At 64.4% G+C, this 22,463-nt stretch carries 22 protein-coding genes; 15 read left to right on the top strand and 7 right to left on the bottom strand.

Annotated features, from left to right (window positions below):
- Positions 1-107 precede the first annotated feature (107 nt).
- The 3 genes from FXB38_RS32410 to FXB38_RS32400 all read left to right on the top strand — a co-directional run bounded on the left by FXB38_RS32410 (position 108) and on the right by FXB38_RS32400 (position 3,493).
- Positions 108-1,700 (top strand): GMC family oxidoreductase, encoded by a 1,593-nt coding sequence (locus tag FXB38_RS32410; protein ID WP_148755039.1) that lies wholly within the window; start codon positions 108-110, stop codon positions 1,698-1,700.
- A gap of 321 nt (positions 1,701-2,021) precedes the next feature.
- On the top strand, positions 2,022-2,534 hold the full coding sequence (locus FXB38_RS32405) for a CvpA family protein (RefSeq protein ID WP_148755038.1): 513 nt from the start codon (positions 2,022-2,024) through the stop codon (positions 2,532-2,534).
- A gap of 176 nt (positions 2,535-2,710) precedes the next feature.
- Positions 2,711-3,493, top strand: coding sequence for an SDR family oxidoreductase (locus FXB38_RS32400; RefSeq protein ID WP_148755037.1), 783 nt, complete (start codon positions 2,711-2,713; stop codon positions 3,491-3,493).
- 95 nt (positions 3,494-3,588) lie between these two features.
- Here FXB38_RS32400 and FXB38_RS32395 read toward each other — a convergent pair whose 3' ends face one another.
- Positions 3,589-4,065 (bottom strand): DUF3775 domain-containing protein, encoded by a 477-nt coding sequence (locus FXB38_RS32395; protein WP_148755036.1) that lies wholly within the window; start codon positions 4,063-4,065, stop codon positions 3,589-3,591.
- 249 nt (positions 4,066-4,314) lie between these two features.
- Here FXB38_RS32395 and FXB38_RS32390 point away from each other — a divergent pair, with 249 nt between their 5' ends.
- The 8 genes from FXB38_RS32390 to FXB38_RS32355 all read left to right on the top strand — a co-directional run bounded on the left by FXB38_RS32390 (position 4,315) and on the right by FXB38_RS32355 (position 12,397).
- Positions 4,315-5,157 carry a fumarylacetoacetate hydrolase family protein gene (locus FXB38_RS32390; protein WP_148755035.1) on the top strand — a complete coding sequence of 281 codons (843 nt, stop codon included), beginning with the start codon at positions 4,315-4,317 and terminating at the stop codon, positions 5,155-5,157.
- Positions 5,158-5,296: 139 nt separating this feature from the next.
- A complete protein-coding gene (locus FXB38_RS32385; RefSeq protein WP_148755034.1) occupies positions 5,297-5,908 on the top strand; it encodes a glutathione S-transferase family protein in 612 nt (203 codons plus the stop codon).
- 23 nt (positions 5,909-5,931) lie between these two features.
- On the top strand, positions 5,932-7,113 hold the full coding sequence (locus tag FXB38_RS32380) for a serine hydrolase domain-containing protein (RefSeq protein ID WP_148755033.1): 1,182 nt from the start codon (positions 5,932-5,934) through the stop codon (positions 7,111-7,113).
- A gap of 43 nt (positions 7,114-7,156) precedes the next feature.
- Positions 7,157-8,026, top strand: coding sequence for an MBL fold metallo-hydrolase (locus FXB38_RS32375; RefSeq protein ID WP_148755032.1), 870 nt, complete (start codon positions 7,157-7,159; stop codon positions 8,024-8,026).
- A gap of 132 nt (positions 8,027-8,158) precedes the next feature.
- A complete protein-coding gene (locus FXB38_RS32370; RefSeq protein ID WP_187435296.1) occupies positions 8,159-9,307 on the top strand; it encodes an alpha/beta hydrolase in 1,149 nt (382 codons plus the stop codon).
- Positions 9,308-9,373: 66 nt separating this feature from the next.
- Positions 9,374-10,345 (top strand): iron exporter MbfA, encoded by a 972-nt coding sequence (gene mbfA, locus FXB38_RS32365; protein WP_148755054.1) that lies wholly within the window; start codon positions 9,374-9,376, stop codon positions 10,343-10,345.
- 100 nt (positions 10,346-10,445) lie between these two features.
- Positions 10,446-11,918, top strand: a complete 1,473-nt coding sequence (locus FXB38_RS32360; protein WP_148755030.1) for an amidase — start codon at positions 10,446-10,448, stop codon at positions 11,916-11,918.
- Between the two features lie 125 nt (positions 11,919-12,043).
- Positions 12,044-12,397 (top strand): nuclear transport factor 2 family protein, encoded by a 354-nt coding sequence (locus FXB38_RS32355; RefSeq protein ID WP_148755029.1) that lies wholly within the window; start codon positions 12,044-12,046, stop codon positions 12,395-12,397.
- Positions 12,398-12,542: 145 nt separating this feature from the next.
- Here the strand turns inward: FXB38_RS32355 and FXB38_RS32350 are convergent, their stop codons facing one another.
- Together FXB38_RS32350 and FXB38_RS32345 are read right to left on the bottom strand one after the other, a co-directional pair.
- Entirely contained in the window at positions 12,543-13,631 is a 1,089-nt protein-coding gene (locus tag FXB38_RS32350) for a Zn-dependent alcohol dehydrogenase (RefSeq protein ID WP_148755028.1), read from the bottom strand.
- A gap of 45 nt (positions 13,632-13,676) precedes the next feature.
- On the bottom strand, positions 13,677-15,461 hold the full coding sequence (locus tag FXB38_RS32345; RefSeq protein WP_148755026.1) for an acyl-CoA dehydrogenase family protein: 1,785 nt from the start codon (positions 15,459-15,461) through the stop codon (positions 13,677-13,679).
- 223 nt (positions 15,462-15,684) lie between these two features.
- Here FXB38_RS32345 and FXB38_RS32340 point away from each other — a divergent pair, with 223 nt between their 5' ends.
- The gene (locus FXB38_RS32340; RefSeq protein ID WP_148755025.1) at positions 15,685-16,386 is read left to right on the top strand and encodes an SDR family NAD(P)-dependent oxidoreductase; all 702 of its coding nucleotides are present in this window, start codon (positions 15,685-15,687) and stop codon (positions 16,384-16,386) included.
- 123 nt (positions 16,387-16,509) lie between these two features.
- Positions 16,510-17,340: an enoyl-CoA hydratase gene (locus FXB38_RS32335; RefSeq protein WP_148755023.1), complete on the top strand. Its 831-nt coding sequence runs from the start codon at positions 16,510-16,512 to the stop codon at positions 17,338-17,340.
- An 84-nt stretch (positions 17,341-17,424) separates the two neighbouring features.
- On the opposite strand, the gene FXB38_RS32330 is transcribed toward FXB38_RS32335, so the two are convergent.
- Positions 17,425-18,048 (bottom strand): GNAT family N-acetyltransferase, encoded by a 624-nt coding sequence (locus FXB38_RS32330; RefSeq protein WP_148755022.1) that lies wholly within the window; start codon positions 18,046-18,048, stop codon positions 17,425-17,427.
- A 69-nt stretch (positions 18,049-18,117) separates the two neighbouring features.
- Positions 18,118-18,321, bottom strand: coding sequence for a DUF1127 domain-containing protein (locus FXB38_RS32325; protein WP_148755021.1), 204 nt, complete (start codon positions 18,319-18,321; stop codon positions 18,118-18,120).
- Between the two features lie 110 nt (positions 18,322-18,431).
- On the opposite strand from FXB38_RS32325, the gene FXB38_RS32320 reads away from it, so the two are divergent.
- Positions 18,432-19,331, top strand: coding sequence for a transcriptional regulator GcvA (locus FXB38_RS32320; protein WP_148755019.1), 900 nt, complete (start codon positions 18,432-18,434; stop codon positions 19,329-19,331).
- Positions 19,332-19,476: 145 nt separating this feature from the next.
- Positions 19,477-20,808 (top strand): MFS transporter, encoded by a 1,332-nt coding sequence (gene tcuC, locus FXB38_RS32315; protein WP_148755017.1) that lies wholly within the window; start codon positions 19,477-19,479, stop codon positions 20,806-20,808.
- A 114-nt stretch (positions 20,809-20,922) separates the two neighbouring features.
- Here the strand turns inward: tcuC and FXB38_RS32310 are convergent, their stop codons facing one another.
- Together FXB38_RS32310 and FXB38_RS32305 are read right to left on the bottom strand one after the other, a co-directional pair.
- Complete coding sequence (locus tag FXB38_RS32310; RefSeq protein ID WP_148755016.1) at positions 20,923-21,336, bottom strand: Rieske (2Fe-2S) protein; 414 nt, start codon at positions 21,334-21,336, stop codon at positions 20,923-20,925.
- The gene (locus FXB38_RS32305; RefSeq protein WP_148755014.1) at positions 21,336-22,445 is read right to left on the bottom strand and encodes an amidohydrolase family protein; all 1,110 of its coding nucleotides are present in this window, start codon (positions 22,443-22,445) and stop codon (positions 21,336-21,338) included. Before FXB38_RS32305 ends, FXB38_RS32310 begins: the two co-directional genes overlap by 1 nt.
- Positions 22,446-22,463 lie beyond the last annotated feature (18 nt).

Genomic DNA, 22,463 nt, shown 5'->3' with positions numbered 1-22,463 from the left:
GCGAGCAAAGCGAAGCAATCCAGACTGCCGCCGCGGAGGGATTCTGGATTGCTTCGCTGCGCTCGCAATGACGACAACAACAAAAACCATTACTTGGGGAAACATCAGTGACTGACACATTCGATTTCATCGTCGTGGGCGCGGGCTCCGGTGGTTGCGCCGTGGCGGGGCGGCTGTCGGAGGATGCGGCGACATCCGTGGCGCTGCTCGATGCCGGCGGACGGAACGACAGTTGGCGGATCACCACGCCCTTCGGGCTCGCTCTGCCATACAAGGCGGCCAACTGGGCCTTCGACACCGTGCCGCAGAAGGGATTGAACGGCCGTATCGGCTATCAGCCGCGCGGCAAGGGCCTCGGCGGCTCCTCGGCGATCAACGCCATGGTCTACATCCGCGGCCACAAATGGGACTACGACCACTGGGCCTCGCTCGGCAATGCCGGCTGGTCGTATGCGGACGTGTTGCCCTATTTCAAGCGTTCGGAGAACAACAGCGATTTCGACGGCGAATATCACGGCAAGGGCGGCCCGCTGCATGTCAACAGGTTGCGCTCGGACAATCCGATCCATGAGATTTTCCATCAGGCCGCACGCGAGGCACAATTCCGCATCCGCGAGGACTTCAATGAAGAGGACCACGAAGGGCTCGGCAGCTACCAGGTGACGCAGCACAGGGGCGAGCGCTGGAGCGCGGCGCGCGCCTATCTGCAGCCCCACATCGACAAGCGCGCGAATCTGCGCGTCGAGACGGCGGCGCATGCGACGAAAATCCTGTTCGAAGGCGGACGCGCGGTCGGCATCGAATATATGCAGGGCAAGCAGACGAAACAGCTGCGGGCGCGCCGCGAGGTGATCCTCGCCTCCGGCGCCTTCCAGTCACCGCAATTGCTGATGCTGTCGGGCATCGGCGACGGCGAGGCGTTTGGCGCGCACGGCATCGGCGTCGTGCATCATTTGCCGGGCGTCGGGCGCAATCTGCAGGACCATCCGGATTTCGTGTTCGTCTACGCCTCCGACTATCCGCACTTCGTTCACTCGTCGCTCGGCCGGCTGCCCTCGCTGCTCCGCGCCATCCGGCGGTACCGCCGCGAACGGCGCGGCCTGATGACCACCAATTTCGCCGAGTGCGGCGGCTTCCTGAAGACGCAGGCCGATCTCGACGTGCCGGATATCCAGCTGCACTTCATCATCGCGATGCTCGACGACCACGGCCGCAAGAAGCACAAGGAGGCGGGTTTCTCATGCCACGTCTGTCTGTTGCGGCCGAAGAGCCGCGGCAGCGTCTGGCTGAAAAGCGCCGATCCGCTGGCGGCGCCGATGATCGATCCGAACTTTCTGGGCGAGGCGGAGGATCTCGAGACCATGGTCGCGGGCTTCAAGACCACGCGGCGGCTGATGGAGACGCCTGCGATGCGCGCCTTGCAGAAGCAGGACATGTTCACGTCCGACGTGAGAACGGACGACGACATCCGCGCCATCCTGCGCAATCGCGTCGACACGGTCTACCACCCCGTCGGCACCTGCAAGATGGGCACGGACGCAATGGCCGTGGTCGATCCGAAGCTGAAGGTGCACGGTGTGGACGGCCTGCGTGTCGTCGATGCCTCGATCATGCCGACGCTGATCGGCGGCAACACCAATGCGCCGGCCATCATGATCGGGGAAAAGGCGGCGGATATGATCAGGAGCGAGGTGCGGTAGCTCTCCTCCCTCTCCCCGTCCTTACGGGGAGAGGGTTGGGGTGAGGGGCCTCTCTCCGCGAGTAGGGTGAGAGTTGGACTCGCGGAGAGTCCCCCTCACCCGGATTGCATCTTCGCTGCAATCCGGCCTCTCCCCGCGAGCGGGGAGAGGCGAAGAAAGGCTGGAGCGCCAGTCACGAGGACGATTTCTTCACTCACCTTGAATAAGCCTGAAATGGACGCCCCCTTAGCTGCTGGAGCGAAAAGATACAGACGATTTTAGCGATCTGAAACCGGAACGACCGGTTCGGCGTTCATTCGTTCCATCGGCAGGGTTGCGCTCATGAATAGCTTCGATTTCGCGGTCTATGCGGCGCTCGCACTCGCGATCGGCTTTGGCTTCAGGACCGGCTTGCTCCGCAGCGCCATGACCATTCTCGCCTATCTCCTGGCGGCCCCCATCGCGGTTTCGCTGATGCCGATGATCGCGCCGCAGATCACGGGCAATCCGAATGCGCCGCAATTCCAGAACTGGATCTGGTTGTTCGGCATCTTTCTGGTGGTCGGCATGCTGCTCGGATATATCGGCCGTTTCGTGCTTGAGGACACGGTCGGCGACGCCGGCATCGGCGACCGCCTCGGCGGCGCCGCGCTCGGCGCCGTCCGGGTCGGCCTTGTCGCCACCACGCTGGTGCTGGTGTTCGACCAGATCGTGCCGGCCAACCGCCAGCCGCCCTTCCTGGCCGGCTCGCATCTGCGGCCGCTGTTCTCGGCGGTCGGGCAGATGGGCTTCAAGTCGCTGCCGCCGGAGGCCGCCGCCGCGATCGACCGCCTCAAGCAGGAGCGGCGCATCTGACTGTTTGGGCATGATCTTTTCGGAAAACCGCTACACACTTTTCCGGATCATGCCCGTTTGCATCGCCGCAGCCCGCGCCATGCATTTTGATGCGGACACGTCCCTTATCAACGGCATCACTCTTGGCTAGAGTGCCGCCCGTCCAAAAACCTGCCTGACATTACGGGAGTGAAACAGTGGATCTTGGGATCAAAGGTCGCCGCGCCATCGTCTGCGCATCCAGCAAGGGCCTGGGGCGCGCTTGCGCCATCTCGCTGGCCGAAGCCGGCGTCGACGTCACGCTGACCGCGCGCGGCGCCGAGGCGCTGAGGAAGACGGCCGACGACATCCGCAAGGCCTATCCCGCCGTGAAGGTCACCGAGATCGTCGGCGACATCACGACGCCTGCGGGCCGCGAAGCCGTGCTGAAGGCCTGCCCCGAGCCGGACATTCTCATCAACAATGCCGGCGGCCCGCCGCCCGGCGATTTCCGCAACTGGACCCGCGACGACTGGATCAAGGCGATCGACGCCAACATGCTCACGCCGATCGAGCTGATCAAGTCGACCGTCGACGGCATGATGGCGCGCAAGTTCGGCCGCATCGTCAACATCACCTCGGCCGCGGTGAAGGCGCCGATCGACATCCTCGGCCTCTCCAACGGCGCGCGCGCCGGCCTCACCGGCTTCATCGCCGGCCTGTCGCGCAAGACCGTGATCAACAACGTCACCATCAACGGCCTGCTGCCGGGCCCGTTCGAGACGGATCGCCTGACCGGCACCGCGAAGGCCGAGGCCGACAAGCGCGGCACGACGCCCGAGCAGGTCCTGGCCGAGCGCGCCAAGCTCAACCCGGCAGGCCGCTTCGGCCAGCCCGACGAGTTCGGCTATGCCTGCGCCTTCCTTTGCGGCGCCAAGGCCGGCTTCATCACCGGCCAGAACATTCTGCTCGATGGTGGTGCGTTCCCGGGAACGCTGTGAGAGCGGTCATCCCGCCTGCGATAGTGGGGAGAGTCCAGCCATGACGATGCGGGAGCTTCAGCGCCCAAGCGCGGGTCATGTGTTATCGAGGATCATCACCGCCGTTTCGTGATCTCGTCCTCGTCCCGCTCGCTGGGATCAGAGGAATCTGCGGTGAGCTGCTCGTCGGTCCAGTCGATGCCGAATGCGTCGAGCCCGTCGGCGAGCAGATCGCCCAGCATCGGCTCGCCGAGCAGGTATTGCACCGTTTCACGGCGCGGGCTGCGATACTCGGACCGTGCCTCCACAGCACGGGCGCGCAAATCGTCCCAATCATCGATCGCGCCGTCGCCGCGACCGAGCCAGGTCAGCGCGACGAGATCGAGCTGCTCGTCCTCGTTCAAGGCAATCATGAAGCCGCCGAGCTCGTTGCGGACCGGATCGGAGCCGTTGTCCTTCAGGACGTCGACTGCGTCGTCATCGGTCGGGTTCGAGCCCGAATCCGGATCGGTATCCGCCTCCTTGACGTCGAATTCGCGGGCCTTTTCGATGATGAAGGCGACCTTCTCGGCGGAAATGGCAAGCTCTGGCATGGGCTCCCCTTTGGCTCGTCCTGGGTTCCGCGATAACGCCGCACTGCTCCAGATGATCCATTGCGCCTGATGGCGGAAACTCGCATCAGCGAAAGAATTGGTGGGCACGGCGCTTCGCGCCTTTGCCCCACCCTACGATCACCCGAATTGAGGGGCTGCAATGCGCCCCGTTTTGAGCGGTTGAATTTCCCGCCGCGCTGTTCCATGAAGCTAATTAACCGATCAGTCCATCCCAAGGGAGAAACGAGAATGAAGCTTGTTCGTTACGGCGAGAAGGGTGCGGAAAAGCCCGGCCTGATCGACAAATCCGGCCAGTTGCGCGACCTGTCGGCGCATGTGAAGGACCTGACCGGCGAGGCCTATTCGCCGGCGTCGCTGACGAAGCTCGCCGCCATCGATCCCGCCTCGCTCCCCGCCGTCTCCGGCAAGCCGCGGTTCGGCGCGCCCGTCACCGGCATCTCGAAGTTCGTCGCGATCGGCCTCAACTACAGCGACCACGCCAAGGAGACCGGCGCCGCCATTCCGAGCGAGCCGATCATCTTCATGAAGGCCAACACCTCGCTGTCCGGCCCGAACGATAAGGTCGAGAAGCCGCGCGGCTCGACCAAGCTCGACTGGGAAGTCGAGATCGCCGCGATCATCGGCACCCGGGCAAAATACGTCTCGGAAGCCGATGCACTGAACCACGTCGCCGGCTATTGCGTCTGCAACGACGTCTCCGAGCGCAACTTCCAGACCGAGCGCCTGGGTCAGTGGACCAAGGGCAAGTCGCACGACACGTTCGGCCCGGTCGGTCCCTGGCTCGCCACCAAGGACGAGATCAAGGACGTGCAGAACCTGTCGATGTGGCTCGACGTTAACGGCCAGCGGCGCCAGACCGGCTCGACCAAGACCATGATCTTCTCGATGGCCAAGTGCATCTCCTATGTCTCGCAGTTCATGACGCTGCTGCCGGGCGACATCATCACGACAGGCACCCCGCCCGGCGTCGGCCTCGGCATGAAGCCGCCGACCTTCCTCAATGTCGGCGACGTCATCACGCTCGGCATCGAAGGCCTCGGCGAGCAGCGCCAGGAGATCGTTGCGGCGTAAGACGCCGCGTCGCCACACCGTCATAGCGAGGAGCGAAGCGACGAAGCAATCCAGGCTGTCTCCGAGGAAGCAATCTGGATTGCTTCGCTTCGCTCGCAATGACGGAAACCAATTGCCGGTCTCCCGCAGGACATTTCCGATGAAACTCTCCTTCTCCGCCGCCTCGCCGTTCGCCCGCAAGGTGCGCATTGCCGCGATCGAGCTTGGGCTGATCGACAGGATCGAATTCACGCCCGCGACCGTCGCACCCGGCACGGCCAACGAGGACTATTCGCGCATCACGCCGCTGAAGAAGCTGCCGGTGCTGATCACTGACGACGGCGACGTGATCCTGGATTCCTACGTCATCGTCGAATATCTCAACGAGATGGCCGGCGGCAGCCTGATCCCGGATTACGGTCCGCGGCGCTGGAAGGCCAAGACCAATCACTCGCTGATCAACGGCATGCTCGATTCCATGCTGCTGTGCCGCTACGAGAAGATGGTGCGGCCGCAGGGCCTGCAATGGCAGGCGTGGTCGGACGATCACTGGAACCGGGCCTGGACCGGCATGGCGCGTTTCGAGAACATGCCTGACGTGCTGAACGGCCCGTTCGACATCTCGCAGATCGGCCTCGTTTGCGTGCTCGGCTACGCCGACTTCCGCTTCGCCGATTGCGGCTGGCGCAAGGCCTATCCGAAGCTCGATGCCTTCCATCAGAAGATGCTGGAGCGGCCGTCGGTGAAGATCTCGGTGCCGCCAGCGGCGTAGCGGGATATGCCTGGAGAATGACGATGCGCGATCAATTCTCCCGGTTCACAATTCTCGGCGCGGGCCTTGTGCTCGCGCTCTCCATCTCAGCCACCAATCTACGGGCCGAGCCTGGACAACAAGGCCAAGCCTGTGGAGCGCCGTCATCGATCGACGATGGCTGGGAGATCGCCTCGCCCGACAGTCTTGGCATGGATGGCGCGCAACTCTGCGGCATCGCTGCACGGCTCAAACAACGCGCGACCTCGGTCCATTCGGTTGTCGTCGTGCGCCACGGCAAGCTCGTCTTCGAGCAGTATTTCCCCGGCTACGACCAACCCTGGGGGCAACCGGAAGGCCAGCACGAATTCACCGCGACGACGAAGCACGACATGCGTTCGGCATCGAAGAGTGTCGTTTCGACGCTCGTCGGCATTGCGATCGATCGCAAGCTGATCGAAGGCGTTGATGAGCCTGTGCTCAAATTCTTCCCCGACCGTCAGGCGATGAAGCAGCCGGGCTGGGAGGCCATTAAGCTGCGCCATCTGCTGACGATGTCCTCGGGGATGAAATGGGACGAAGCGCGGGCCTGGACCGATCCGAACAACGACGAGCCGCATCTCACGTTTGAAGCCGATCCGATCGGCTATGTGCTCGCAAAGCCACTCGCTGCACCGCCGGATGTGCTCTGGACCTATAATGGCGGCGGAACTGAACTGCTCGGCAACATCCTCGAGCGCGTCTCGGGCAAGCCGCTGGAGACGTTTGCGCGCGAGGTGCTGTTCCAGCCGCTCGGAATCACCGATCTCGAGTGGAAGGCCTATAAGAACGGCAAGATTGCAGCGGCCGCGGGCCTGCGCTTGCGGCCGCGCGATGCGGCGAAGATCGGCCAGCTCGTGCTCAATCGCGGCCAGTGGAACGGCCAACAAGTTGTCTCGGCCGACTGGATCGCGCAATCGATCACGCCGCGCTTCCAGGCGATCGGCTATTTCGGCGGCACGCTGTTCTACGGCTATCAATGGTGGATGGGCCGCTCGCTGGCCGGCAGCAAGGAAATCAAATGGGTTGCCGCCTTCGGCTGGGGTGGCCAGCGCCTCTTCATCGTGCCCGAGCTTGATCTCGTCATGATGACCACCGCTGCCCAATACGGCCAGCCCAAGGAAGGGCTCGCCGCGATCGACATCCTCTCCAACATCGTCATTCCATCCGTGCGCGACGCACGCTGAGTGCAAGAGAAACGAATAAGGGAAGCGAACAAGGGAAGCGAGCATGAGCCTGAAATTCACCGTCGGCGATCTCACCATCCATCGCGTCATCGAGCAGGAAGCGCCCTTCTTCCCGGCGCTGGACTTCATGCCCGGCCTGACGCCGGAGGTGCTGGCCGAGAACCGGGCGTGGATGCGGCAAGCCAAGGCGCTCGACGACCGGGACACGCTGATCCTGTGTTTCCAGTCTTATGTGATCAAGACGCCGCATCACACCATTCTGGTCGACAGCTGCATCGGCAACGACAAGCCGCGGCCACAGCGGCCGGCATGGAACATGAAGACCGACGACAACTATCAACGCGGGCTCGCCGCGGCGGGCGTCTCCGTCGACGACATCGACTTCGTGATGTGCACCCATCTGCACGTCGACCACGTCGGCTGGAACACGCGGCTGGAGAACGGCCGCTGGGTGCCGACGTTCCCCAAAGCGCGCTATGTGTTCGCCAAGCAGGAGTACGACCATTGGTTCGCGGAGAATGCGAAGACGGAGATTCCGCCCTTTGCCGACAGCGTGCTGCCGGTGGTCGAGGCCAAGCGCCACGAGCTGGTCAGCAACGATCACCAGATCGGCGATCACGTCCGCATCGTGCCGACGCCGGGCCATACGCCCGGCCACATTGCCGTCGCGATGGGACGTGGCCAGGACGACGCGGTATTCTCCGGCGATCTCATGCACTCGCCGCTGCAGACAATCTATCCGGAGCTGTCGATCAGGTTCGACGTCGACCCGGCCAAGGCGGCCACGACGCGGCGAAGCTTCTTGGAACGCTATTGCGACACCGACACGCTGTGCTGCACCGCGCATTTTCCCTCGCCGTCGGTGGGGAAGATCAGGCGCAAGGGTAGCGGCTTCGTGTGTGCGGCGGTGTGATTGAGCTGAGACGCCGTAGAGTGGGCAAAGCAAAGCGTGCCCACCATGCCAAATGCGCCAGGGAATGGTGAGCACGGCGCGCGAAGTGCGCGCCTTTGCCCAGCCTACGATTCCACCCGCGTGGAGAAAGCAATGACAGCACTTCCCGACATTCCCCTCCCCGCCGGCATCCGCTCGCGGTATGTCGACGGCATCAACGGCTTGCGGATGCATGTGCTCGAGGCCGGCTTCGAGACCAGGGGCCGTCCCTGCATCCTGCTGCTGCACGGGTTTCCCGAGCTCGCGTTCTCCTGGCGCAAGGTGATGCCGGCGCTCAGCGAGGCCGGCTATCACGTGCTCGCGCCCGACCAGCGCGGCTATGGCCGCACGACCGGCTGGACCGCGGATTACGACGGCGATCTCACCCCATTCTCTCTTCTCAACCTCGTCCGCGATGCGCTCGCCCTGGTGACGGCGTTCGGCTACAGGCAGGTCGATCTCGCCGGACACGATTTCGGCAGCCCGGTCGCGGCGTGGTGCGCGCTGATCCGGCCCGACGTGTTTCGTTCGGTGACGTTGATGAGCGCGCCGTTCGGCGGAGCGCCGGCGTTGCCCTTCGACACGGTCGATAGTCCCGCGAAGCCACCGGTCGAAGATCCCGTGCATCGCGAACTCGCCGCGCTGCCGCGCCCGCGCATCCACTATCAATGGTACTATGCGACGCGCGCCGCCAACGCCGACATGCAGCACGCGCCGCAAGGCGTGCATGATTTCCTGCGCGCCTATTATCATCACAAGAGCGCGGACTGGATCGACAACAAGCCATATCCGCTGAAATCATGGTCGGCAGGCGAGCTTGCCAAGCTGCCGACCTATTACGTGATGAACCTCGGTGAGACCATGGCCGAGACGGTCGCGAAGGAGATGCCGTCGCCGACCGCGATCGCCGCCAATCAATGGCTGCCAGACAGCGACCTCGCCTATTACAGCGCCGAATATGCCCGCACCGGATTCCAGGGCGGCCTGCAATGGTATCGCTACGGCACGTCAGGCTCGCTCAACAACGAGATGCAGCTGTTCTCGGGCCGCAGCATCGACGTGCCCGCGTGCTTCATCTCGGGCAAGCAGGATTGGGGCACTTATCAGCGCCCCGGCGTGTTCGAGGCAATGCAGGGGCGCGGCTGCACCAAGATGCTCGGTTGCCATCTCGTCGACGGTGCGGGCCATTGGGTGCAGCAGGAGCAGCCCGCCGAGGTCAGCCGGCTGCTGCTCGACTTCCTCGAAAAGGCCCGCGCCGCATGATTTGACCCGGGAACCGCGTCGCATTATATAGTTTAGAATAGTTCTAAACTAATGAGACAGGCCGTCGTGAAGAATTTTGCCGATCTGACCGAGCGCGAGGTGCTTGCGGTCGCGATCTCCTCAGAGGAGGAGGACAGCCGCATTTACATGTCCTTCGCCGAGGATCTCCGGGAACGCTATCCGGATACGGCCAAGATCTTCGAGGAGATGGCGGAAGAGGAGCGCGGCCATCGCCACATGCTGCTGGAGATGTACGAGCAGCGCTTCGGTCCTCATTTGCCTCCGATCCGCCGCGAGGACGTCAAGGGATTCCTGCGCCGCCGCCCAGTCTGGCTCACCAAGAACCTCTCGCTCGACACCATCCGCAAGGAGGTCGAGACCATGGAGATGCAGGCCGAGCGGTTTTACGTGAAGGCGGCCGAACAGGCGCAGGATACCGGGGTGCGCCGCCTGCTCGGCGATCTCGCCGAAGCCGAGAAAGGTCATGAAGAGACCGCGGCAAAGCTGGCGGACCAGATTCTCAAGCCCGGCGTGCGCGCCGAGGAAGACCGCACGCGGCGGCGGATGTTCGTGCTGCAATATGTGCAGCCGGGCCTCGCCGGCTTGATGGACGGCTCGGTCTCGACGCTGGCGCCGCTGTTCGCGGCGGCCTTCGCCACGCACCAGAACTGGCAGACGTTCCTGGTTGGCCTCGCCGCCTCGATCGGCGCCGGCATCAGCATGGGATTTGCCGAAGCGCTGTCCGACGACGGCTCGCTGACGGGCCGGGGCTCGCCCTGGCTGCGCGGCATCACCTGCGGCGCGATGACGACGCTCGGCGGGCTCGGTCATACCATGCCCTATCTCGTGCCGGACGCATGGCCCAACGCATTCTGGATCGCGACCGCGATCGCCGGCATCGTCGTGTTCTTCGAACTCTGGGCGATCGCCTTCATCCGCGCGCGCTACATGGATACGCCGTTCCTCCAGGCCGTATTCCAGATCGTGCTCGGCGGTGCCATCGTGCTGGCGGTGGGGATCTTGATCGGGGCGGCATAGCAGCCTCGGCATTCCCTCGCATGGCAATCGCGATCAAACGGCGGTTGCGGCGTTCGGCCAAACTGCGCATCATCCCTTCAGTGAAGCGCAGGAGCATGTCGTGGCGAAATCGGAATGGAGTTACAAGAGCGCGGTCGAGCTGTCGGCCGCATTGGCGGCGAAGAAGGTCTCCGCCGTCGAGCTCACGCAGGACGCGATCGACCGCATCGAACGTCACGACGGCAAGGTCAACGCGATCTGCGTCCGCGATTTCGACCGCGCGCTGAGCGCCGCGCGTGATGCGGATGCGGCCCTGGCCCGCGGCGAGCGCAAGCCGCTGCTCGGCCTGCCGATGACGGTGAAGGAATCCTACAACATCGCCGGCCTGCCGACGACCTGGGGCATTCCCGCGCAGAAGGACTTCATTGCCAAGGAAGACGCGCTGCCGGTGACGCGGGTGAAGGACGCTGGCACTGTCATCGTCGGCAAGACCAACGTGCCGCTCGGCCTCGGCGACTGGCAAAGCTACAACGACATCTACGGCACCACCAACAACCCCTACGATCTCGGCCGCACGCCGGGCGGTTCGTCCGGCGGCTCCTCGGCGGCCCTCGCCGCAGGCTACGGCCCGCTCTCCATCGGCTCCGATATCGGCGGCTCGCTGCGCGTGCCGGCCTTCCATTGCGGCGTCTACGCACACAAGCCGACCTTCAACCTCGTCGCCATGCGTGGCCACACGCCGCCGCCGCTGCCACCGTTGCCATTCGAGCGTGACCTCTCGGTGATCGGCCCGATGGCACGCAGCGCCGCCGATCTGTCGCTGGTGCTCGACGTGATGGCCGGGCCCGATCCGATCGATGCAGGCTTCGCCTATCGGCTCGAATTGCCGGCGGCACGGCACACCGCCTTCAGGGATTTCCGCGTGCTGGTGATCGACACCGATCCGGTGCTGCCGACCGGCACCGCCGTGCGCGGCACCATCAACGCGCTCGCCGATAACCTCGCCAAATCAGGCGTCAAGATCGAACGCAGCAGTCCGCTGCTGCCGGATTTCGCGGCTTCGTCGCGGCTCTATATGCGCATGCTGATGTCGTTCCTCGCCGCAAGTTTTGCGCCCGACATCTATGCCGGCGCCAAGGCGGCGGCAGCCGCGCTGCCCGAGGGCGACAACAGCCTCGCCGCCGAGCGGCTGCGCGGCATCGCGCTCAGCCATCGCGACTGGCAGATGGCGAACGGCGGACGCACCCGGTTGCGCGCGCAATGGCGCGAGCTGTTCAAGACGTTCGACGCCGTGATCTGTCCGGTGATGCCGACCGCCGCCTATCCCCACGACCATTCGCCGGATCAGGAAACCCGCCGCATCACAATCGACGGCAAGGAGCACGTCTATCCCGACCAGCTCGCCTGGCCCGGCATCGCCACGCTGCCCGGCCTGCCCTCGACCGCGATCCCGACCGGCTTCGCGCCGGATGGGCTGCCGGTCGGCGTCCAGATCGTCGGCCCATGGCTCGAGGACCGCACGCCGCTGAAGCTGGCCGAGCTGATCGAGCGCGAATTCGGCGGGTTCGTGCCGCCGAAGATGTTTGATGATTGATGCCGCCGCGTCATTGCGAGGAGCCCTTGCGACGAAGCAATCCCGTCCGCATCTGCGGAAACATTTCTGGATTGCTTCGCCGCTCTCGCAATGACGGAGTAGATAACTGAGGACGGATAAATATCATGAGCCAGGACCTCGAACTGCTCACCGCACTCAACCGTGACTATGTCGCATCTGTGCAGAACTGCGACGTCAAACGCTTCGACGAGATCCTGGCGCCGGAGTTTTACTGCTCCAATCCGGACAAGACGCTGGTCGACCGCACCGGCTTCCTGGAGCAGACCGCGCGGCCGGTCGCGATCCGCGATCTGCATGCGTTTGACGTCATCATCCGCATCATGGGCGACTTCGCGATCATTCACGCGGCAACGAGCTACACCACCGCGGATGGTCAGCAGGCGACCGGGCGCTACACCGATTGCTGGGCGAAGAAGAACGGCAAGTGGCTCGCGGTGTCTGCGCACGTGTCGCGGTGAGCGGCCCGCATCGCCGCCCCACTCTCCGCCGTCATGCCCCACGAAGGCGGGGCATCCAGTACGCCGCGGCGTCTCGGTTTAGCAACGACGGTCTCTGGAATACTGGATCGCCCGGTCAAGCCGGGCGATGACAGCGTAATCGGCGCTAGCTATCAAACACAATCACGCTCCGCAGCGTCTTGCCGGCTTTCATGTTGGCAAAGCCCTCGTTGATCTCGGACAGCTTCAGCTTGGCCGAGATCCAGTCTTCCAAATGCAGCCGGCCGCGCAGGTAGAAATCGACCAGACGCGGCATGTCGACGCGGAAATGGTTCGAGCCCATTGACGAGCCCTGGATCCGGCGTTCGCGCAGGAAGTCAAAACCGTGCAGCTCGATCTTCTGGCCGAACGGGATCATGCCGACGATCGTGGCGGTGCCGCCGGAAGCGAGCATGCCGAACGCCTGCTCCGCGGTTTCCTTGCGGCCGAGCACCTCGAAGGAATGATGGACGCCGCCATTGGTGAGGTCGCGGACCTGCTTCACGACGTCGCCGTCGGCGGGGTTGACGATGTCGGTGGCGCCGAGCTTGGTCGCGAGTTGGAGCTTTGCCGGATTGGTGTCGATGGCGATGATGCGGCCCGCACCGGCGATCTGCGCACCGTTGATGGCGGCCATGCCGACACCGCCGCAGCCGATCACGGCGACGGTTTCGCCGGCCGTCACCTTCGCCGTGTTCACCACCGCGCCGTAGCCGGTGATGACACCGCAGCCGATCAGCGCGGCGAGATCGAGCGGCATCTCCTTGCGGATTTTGACGATCGCGTTCTCGTGCACCAGCATCTGCTCGGCGAAGGAGGAGAGGTTGAGGAACTGGTGCAGCTTCTCGGGCTTCGACCATTGCATGCGATTGGAGACGCCCGGCAGCAGCTTCACCGTGGTGTCAGTGCAGAGCACCGTGCGCCCCGTGGCGCAATTGTCGCAGGTGCCGCAGAACACGGATAGGCACGTGACGACGTGGTCGCCCGGCTTCACATAGGTGACGTCGGAGCCGACCTGCTCGACAATGCCGGCGGACTCGTGTCCGAGCACCGCGGGCAGCGGATGCGGGTAGAGGCCTTCCATGAAGTGCAGATCGGAGTGGCAGAGCCCGGCGACTGACGTGCGGATCAGAACTTCGCGTGGGCCGGGCTTCGGCAGGCTGACATCCTCGATGACCAGCGGCTTGTTGACTTCATGGAGGACGGCGGCCTTCATCGAGCACTCCCTATCGCGTTTTTTGATTTGATCGTGGCCCGCAGCCTACGCTGCCAGAACCAGTTCGCCAACCTCGCTCATGCCGGCGTCGCGGTCACCGAGCAGAAGTGCTGCGATCTTGGCCTGCGTGGCATTTTCCGTCAGCCGGAACGGATCGCCCGGCACGACGCGATGGTCGATCACTAGCCGCGACAGCAGCAGCCGGCGCGCGTCGCCGCGCATGTCGTGGATGCGGTGCGCCTCCCAGGCGAGCGCAATGGCGCTTGCGACGTGATAGAGCAGGCTCGTTGCGCGCCGCGCATCGGCCTCGTTCTCTGACTTGCCTGCGACCTCGCGCGCGAAGCCGACGGCGCGCTCGACGAGGCCGCGCAAATTGTCGCGCCAGGCCTGCGGCACCGAGGCGCTATCGTCGAGGCGTGCGTGCAGATCCGCATTCAGCGCGGATTCTGCGCCGTGGCGGCCAACGGCACGCCTCAACGCATCGATGGCGACGATGTTGCCGGTGCCTTCCCAGACGGAGCCGAGATGCGCATCGCGCAGCAGGCGCGGCGTGGCGAATTCCTCGATATAGCCGATGCCGCCGCGCATCTCGAGCGCGTCGCCACAGACTTTTCGCGCATCGCGCGTAGCGCGGAATTTCAGGGTCGGGGTCAGAATGCGCAGCAGCGCCGCCGCATCCTGGCTGCCGGCTTCCGCACGATCGAGCGCATCGGCGGTGAGAAAGCTCATCGACAGCGCCTGCTCGACCGGCAGCATGATTTTCAGCATCTGCCGTCGGCCGAGCGGCAGGTCGATGATGCGGTTGCCGAACACCACGCGGTTCTTCGCCACGGCAAACGCGTCATGGTAGGCGCGGCGCATCAGCGCGGCCGATTTAACGCCGTTTGAAAGCCGCGACGAGTTCACCATCTCGGCCATCTGCACAAAACCGCGGTCGAGCTTGCCGACCGCGTACGCAATCGCGCCTTCGAGCTTGATCTCGCCGGAGGCCATCGAGCGGGTGCCGAGCTTGTCCTTGAGACGCACGATCCGGTAGTGGTTCTGCGAGCCGTCGTCGAGGAAGCGCGGCATCAGGAACAGGCCGACACCGCGCGTGCCGGGGCCGGCGCCTTCGGGGCGCGCCAGCAGCATCACGACTTTCGCGTCTGCATTCGAGCAGAACCATTTTTCGCCGGTGAGGCGCCAATGGTCGCCCTCCTGCACCGCGCGCGTGGTCAGCGTGCCGACATCGGAGCCGCCTTCCTTCTCGGTCATGAACTGGCCGCCTTGCGTCAGCTTGCTCATGTCGGTCGAGGTTAGGCCGTCCAGATATTTTGCTTTCAGCGCGTCGCTGCCGAAATTCGCCAGCAGCTTTGCACAGCCGTCTGTGACGTTGATCGGGCAGCCCATGCCGAATTCGGCCTGGTTGAACAGGAAGGTGAAGGCGTGCTTGGCCACCACAGGATATTTGTCCGGCCAGCCCATGATGCCCTTGCGGATCGACAGCGCGTGGATACCGAATTCGCCGAAGGCAGCGTTCTCCAGCTCGCGATAGGCCGGGTGATATTCGATCCACTGCACGTCGCGGCCGAACTTGTCGCGCTGGTGCAGCAGCGGCGTGTGTCGGTCGGCGAGCCGCGCACAATCGTCGAGATGGCCGCCGGCGAGCTCACCGAGGCGATCGAGATGCGGCTCGATGTGGCGGAATAGCGTCTCCGGCAAATGGATGCGCAGGAGGTCCGTCAGCGCCTGATCGGCGCGGTAGAAATTCATGCCAGCGGTATCGGGCGCCAGCAGGCCGGATGGTGCGGCCGCGACATTATTTGGCTGCGCTGTGGCCGGCTTGTGCATGATCGTCCTCTTCGTTTCCGCCCGGCGCCAAATTCTTATCGCTTGCCGCTTGGGATGATGTCGATCATGCTCCCATCGCGAGAGGCGATAAAGCCGCAAATTGTCAGGGAGGCATGATCGCCGTGAAGGAGCAATTCGCTCTGCGGAATTGTGATCGAGCCGGCTGGTTGTCCGCGTGGCGGATGCATAGATCAGCGGCGTCCCGTCCCCGAGAGATCACGCCATGGAACATCCGAAATACAAGATCGCCCTCATCGTCGGCGCCGGCGAAGGCCTGAGCGCCTCGCTGGCACGGCTGCTGTCCGCGCAAGGCATTCGCGTCGCGCTTGCCGCGCGAAAGATCGAGAAGTTAGGCGCGCTCTGCAGCCAGACCGGCGCGAAGGCCTATGCCTGCAACGCCACCGAGCCTGAGGAGGTCGAGCGCCTGTTCGGTCTGGTCGAGCGCGAGATCGGCACGCCGGATCTCGTCGTCTACAATGCCTCTGGCCGCGCGCGTGGCACTTTTGTCGATCTCGTCCCGGCGGATGTCGCGAATGCGATCGCGGTCAGCGCCTATGGCGGCTTCCTGGTGGCCCAACAGGCGGCCAGGCGCATGGTACCAAGCAAGCATGGCGCGATCCTGTTCACCGGCGCTTCGGCCAGCGTCAAGGGCTACGCGCAATCCGCCCCGTTCGCGATGGGCAAGTTCGCGCTGCGCGGGCTGGCGCAGAGCATGGCGCGCGAATTGTCGCCGCAAGGCATTCACGTCGCGCATTTCGTCATCGACGGCGGCATCAAGAGCGCCGCGCGCACCGAGCCGGCCGACAAGCCGGACTCGATGCTCGATCCCGATGCGATCGCGGAGAGCTACTGGAACGTGCTGCAGCAGCCGCGCAGCGCCTGGAGCTGGGAGCTGGAGCTGCGGCCCTGGGTGGAGAAGTTTTGAGGCGATAACGTAACAGCAACCGTCATTGCGAGCGGAGCGAAGCAATCCAGAGATGTTTCTCCGGATACAGACTGGATTGCTTCGTCGCTTCGCTCCTCGCAATGACGAAAGTAGGGAGCGACCATGACCACGGAAACCACCGTCGACACCGGCACCAATGAACTGCTCTGCGTCATTCGCGACCGCGTCGCCGTCATTACGCTGAACCGGCCGGAGGCGCGCAACTCGCTGTCGGACACGCTGACGCCGGCGCTGCGCACGATGATCCGGACCTGCGGCGAGAACCCCGATGTCGGCGCGCTGCTCATTACCGGCGCCGGCGAAGCCTTCTGTGCCGGCGGCGACGTCAAGGGCATGGGCGCGCATCGTGATCCCAAAAAGCTGGAAATGTCGCTTGAGGACCGCGTCGCCGATCTCCAGGAGCGGCAGCGGCTGCTCACCGGAGCACTGGTGTCGGTGCGCAAGCCGACCATCGCCGCACTCCCTGGCCCCGCGGTCGGCGCCGGGCTTGCGCTCGCTATGGCCTGCGACGTCCGCATCGCCGCACAATCGGCCTTCGTCGCCACCGGCTATGCCCGCATCGCGCTTTCCGGCGATTACGGCATCGCCTGGCTGTTGACGCGGCTGGTCGGCACCGCGCGGGCGCGCGAGCTGCTGTTCACCGGCGATCGCGTCGACGCCGCGCGCGCCGAGGCCATCGGCCTCGTCAACCGCGTCGTGCCTGACGACAAGCTGCAAGCCGAGGCCTTCGCCCTGGCAAAGTCGCTCGCCGAAGGTCCGCGGCTGGCGCTGCGCTACATGAAGGACAATCTCGACGAGGCCCTGCTGTTCGATTTCGAAACCGCCCGCGATCACGAGGCCGAGCGCCTGATCCGCCTCACCACGACCGCCGATCACAAGGAGGCGGTGCAGGCGTTCATCGAGAAGCGCAAGGCGGTGTTCACGGGGAAGTAGGCGCCTCAATCACAGCGACGCGTTTTGCGTGAGGGGCAAAAAAAGCCCGGCTCAGATTTGACTTGAGCCGGGCCCGGAGTGGTGTCAGGCCGAGGCTGAGGGGCTATCGGCCTGACGGGAAAGTGCGGCGAGACGCCAGCTGGCGCAGGGAATGTCCTTCGGCGCGACGTGGATCTCCTTGTCGAAACGCACCAACTTCCAGTCGTCAGGATGACTGACGAAGGCGAAACCGGATTTGCGCGCGAGCGAGATCATGGTCTGGTTGGAGCGCAGCGTATCGCCGAAGATGTGCTCGGCGCCAAGCGAGGCGGCGCGGCATTCGAGGTTCTTCAGAAGCGCGGTGGCAATGCCGTGGCCCTGCCAGCGATCGTCGACCGAGAGGCCGAACTCCAGCGTCGAGGTCTCGACATGCAAGGCGTAGCGCGCCTCGGCAACGATGGTCTCGAAGCCGTCGACCATCCTGGTCGCGACCACGGTAAATCGTTCGCGCTCGCCGACCTGAAGGAAGTCATTCAGCAGCCCCTTCGGCAGTTCGCTGAGCGCGCCCAAGAAGCGGTTGTAACGGGAGCGGGTCGAGAGCGAGCGGAAATAGTGCTGGAGCTCCTCGGTGTCGCGCGGCTCGACGTAGCGCACGTTGATTGCGTCGCCCTGCCGGGTGCGCAGCACGTCCGAATATTGCTTCAGATCTTCAAGCCGGAGGGTGCTCATGACACGTGCCCTAGAGAAGGAGGGACCGCCGGCGCCCCTGTGATCAGGCGGCGCCGGCCTGGCGGCCTATCAGGCCCGCCAGAAGGGTTTCTCAGCCTCAAAGGCGATATCGCTCCAGGACAGGCCGACGTCGTGGAGATCGCGGGCGGTCCAGTTGCTCAGTTCGCGACGGGTCCGGTAACGCTCGTGCCAGACATGGAGTGTTTCGCCGATCTGGTAGAGCAGCCCAGGCGCATGATGATTTGTCATCGAATTGTCAGTGCAGGTAGACATTTTCAGCTCCTCGAGCTAAATTTCGACCGAATATCCTCCTGCGCGCGTGCTTCGACAAACGACAATTTGTACCTCTTCGCATGAAATAAGCTCATGCATCATGCTGCCAAATGACTGCCAGATTGCCCTCCCTGAACGGATTGCGGGCGTTTGAGGCCGCCGCGCGCCATCTCAGCTTCACGCTGGCGGCAAGCGAGCTGAACGTGACACAGACCGCGATCAGCCATCAGATCCGCCGGCTCGAGGACGAGCTCGGCATCCGCCTGTTCATCCGGCAGAACCGCGCGCTGGCGCTGACGCCGGAGGCGCGCGACTACCTGCCCGGCGTCCGCGCCGCCTTCAACGACCTCCGGCTTGCGACCGACCGGCTGCTGCGCAAGGACGACGACAAGGTGCTGACGGTCTCGACACTGGCCTCGCTGGCGGCAAAATGGCTGCTGCCGCGGCTGACCGATTTCCAGGAGGCACATCCCGGCATCGACGTGCACATCACCACCTCGACCAGCCTCGTCGATTTCCAGCGCGACGATGTCGACGCCGCAATCCGTTATGGCCGCGGCCAATGGCCGGGCCTGCGCGCCGACTGGCTGATGGCGGACGAGCTGTTCCCGGTGTGCAGCCCCTCGCTGCTGCGCGGCGACAAGCCGCTGCGCCAGCCGGAGGATTTGCGGGGTTATCCCCTGCTGCACACATCCAACGCCAACAGCGACGACTGGCGGCTGTGGCTGACGGCGGCGGGCCTCCCGGCCGACATCGCCAGGCAGCCCGGCATCACCTTCGACATGATCTTCATGACCATCCAGGCCGCGATCGACGGCATCGGCGTGGCGATGGGGCGGACCTCCTATGTCAGCGACGACATCGCCAAGGGCCGGCTCGTGGTCCCCTTCAAGATCGCGCTGCCGGCGGATGCGGGCTTCTATCTGGTCTCGCCGGAGGGCCGCCGCGAGGCGCCGAAGCTCGCCGCGTTTCGCCAGTGGATGATCGCTGCAACGCAGAATAAAGCCTGAAAAATCATCAGCTTCCGCAGCAAATTCAGTTGACTCGCAACGCCTCGCGCGAGATGGGGTAAGACAGATTGTCACAGCAACGATCTGTCGCCTTGCCGTGAAAATGAGTTCCGGTCCGGCCACGTCTTCCAGGGGAGTAACGTCAATGGCTGGACCAGCAGCATCAACCAATCCGCCCGAGATCAAATCGCGCATCGGCGCGATTCTGCGCGCAACGAGCGGCAATTTCCTCGAACAGTTCGACTTCTTCCTGTTCGGCTTCTATGCCGCCGCGATCGGCAAGGCGTTCTTCCCCTCCACCAACGAGACCGCGTCACTGCTCAACACCTTTGGCGTGTTCTGGCTCGGCGCGCTGATGCGCCCGGTCGGCGCGATCGTGCTCGGCGCCTACATCGACCGCATCGGCCGCCGTCAGGGCCTGATCGTCACGCTCGCTATCATGGCCATCGGCACGGTCGTGATCGCATTCTGCCCGAGCTACGCCACGATCGGCATCGCAGCGCCTGTGATCGTCCTGGTCGGACGCCTGCTGCAGGGCTTCTCCGCCGGCGTCGAGCTCGGCGGCGTGTCGGTCTACCTCGCGGAAATCTCCACGCCCGGCAACCGCGGCTTCTACACCTCGTTCCAGTCGTCGAGCCAGCAGGTCGCGATCTTCGTGGCGTCGATCCTCGGCTATCTCCTCTCCGAGGTGATGCCGGCTGACACGGTTGCAGCCTGGGGCTGGCGCATTCCCTTTTTCGTCGGTTGCATGATCATTCCGCTGATCTTCTTCCTGCGGCGCACGCTGGAGGAAACGCCCGCCTTCCTCGCCATGAAGAAGCATCCGACGGCGAACGAGGTGTTCGCCTCCGCGCTCGCCAACTGGCGCATCGTCATCCTCGGCATGATGATCGCGGTCCTGACCACGACGACGTTCTACTTCGTCACCGTGTACACGCCGACCTTCGGCAAGACCGTGCTGAAGCTGTCGTCGCAGGATGCGCTGCTGGTCACGCTGCTGGTCGCCGTCACGAATTTCATCTGGAATCCGGTCGGCGGCGCGCTGTCCGACCGGATCGGCCGCAAGCCGGTGCTGCTCGGCATCGCCACACTGGCGCTGCTCACCGCCTATCCGGCACTGAGCTGGCTGGTGGCGGCGCCGACCTTCGGCAAGCTGCTCGCGGTCGAGATGATGTTCTCGTTCTATTTCGGCATGTACAGCGGCACCATGCTCGGTGCTCTCGTCGAGATCGTGCCGGCACACGTCCGCACCACCTGCTTCTCGCTCGCCTTCGCGCTCGCCGCCGCGCTGTTCGGTACCTTCACGCCGTTCGCCTCGACCTTGCTGATCGACTACACCGGCAACAAGGCATCGCCCGGTCTTTGGCTGATGTTTGCGGCCGCGCTTGGTATCATTGCCGCGTCGATCGTCTATCGCGGCGGCCGCCAGGCGGTGACGACGTATGATACGGCGGCGGAGCCGGTGGCGGGTCATTGATGGTCATTCCGGGGCGCGCGTAGCGCGAGCCCGGAATCCATTTCTCCGAGCATTCCTGACGCACGATGGATTCCGGGCTCGGTCCTACGGACCGCCCCGGAATGACAGTGGGGGCTACAGCTCCACCACCACGTAATCGCTCTCGACCTTCACCGTGATCGTCTCGGCGACATACGGCCCCTTCACCACGCTCGCACCGGGCTCGACATGGGCCGGATAGGCCTTCGCGCGGAAGCGGCGGGGGTCGCAATAGGATTGGCCGGTGCGGATGTCGAACTCCCAGCCGTGCCAGGGGCAGCGGATGATCTCGCCGAGTTTCGTATATTCGATCTCGCCGGGATCCCTGGACTGCGCGAGCCCGATCAGCGGGCCCTCGCACAGCGCCGCGCCCTGATGCGGGCAGCGGTTCATCAGGCCGAAATACTCGCCCTTGACGTTGAAGACCGCGATCGGCCGTCCCTCGATCTCCAGGAATTTTCGCGTGCCCGGCGGAAGCTCATCGACCGCGGCAATCACATGCCTCGCCATCAACTGATTCCGTAGAGCTTCCGGGCATTGCCCAGATAGAACGCCTCGCGGTTGGTGTCGCTGACGCCCGCCGGTAAGACACGCGACGGCTCGTCATAATCCCAATGCGGATAGTCGGTCGCGAACAGCAGCCGGTCCCAACCGAGCCAGTTGATGACGTCGAGCAGATCCTCGCGCCGCTCCGGATCTTCCATCGGCTGCGTGGTCCACCACACCTGCTCGCGGATATATTCCGACGGCGGCCGTTTTACATGCGGCACCTCGCTGCGCAGCCGCTGCCACGCCTTATCGAGCCGCCAGGCCAGTGACGGTGCCCAGCCAAAGCCGGCTTCGATCATCACCATCTTTAGTTTCGGGAAGCGCTCGAACACGCCTTCCAGCACGAGGCTGGCCAGTGCCGATTGCTGGCACTGCGAGTGGCCCACCATCTCCTCGATGTAATAGGACGGCCAGCCCGATGGCGTGATCGGGTTGCCGCCGAAGCCGAAGGCATGGACGCCGACGGGAAGGCCGGCCTCTTCCGCGGCCTGATAGATCGGCCAGTAGCGGCGCTGACCGAGCGGCTCGACATTGCGGCTGAGCAGCAGCACCTGCACAAAGTTCTTGTCACCGGCGCGCTCGCGAATCTCGGCAGCGGCCGACAGGCCATCCTCATTGCCGACGACGATCGACGCCTTCAGCCGCTTGTCCTTGCTGGTCCATTTGTCGATCTGCCAGTCGTTGATGGCCGAGCAGAGCGCGGCCGAGAGGTCGTGATTGCGGATGCCTTGCCCGGTATTGAGCGGATTGAGCACGCCGAGTTGCACGTTGTTGGGATCGAGCAGTTGCTTCTGCATGAAAGACAGCGAGGAGCCCTGCGGGCCGCCCTCCGGCGGATAGGCATCGCGGCGCGAGGCATTGGGCTGCGCCTTCGGATAGGGCGGGCCTTCCATCATGCCCTGATAGGCATGAACGCCGTAGATCTCGAGGTGATGCTGCCAGCGTTTGGCCAGATAGGGATAGAGCTCGGTCCGGGTCGCGCGCGCCGGATGGATGTCGCAGTCGGCTATCGCGGTCTTCGTCGTCGGGGGGGAAGCGGCCTCTAGGCTCTCGCGGAACTGGATATTCATCGCCTTGCCTCCTTTGGC

The sequence above is a fragment of the Bradyrhizobium cytisi genome, from assembly GCF_008123515.1.
Taxonomy (GTDB): Bacteria; Pseudomonadota; Alphaproteobacteria; order Rhizobiales; family Xanthobacteraceae; genus Bradyrhizobium; species Bradyrhizobium cytisi.
This window is presented reverse-complemented; position numbering and strand designations above follow the sequence as displayed.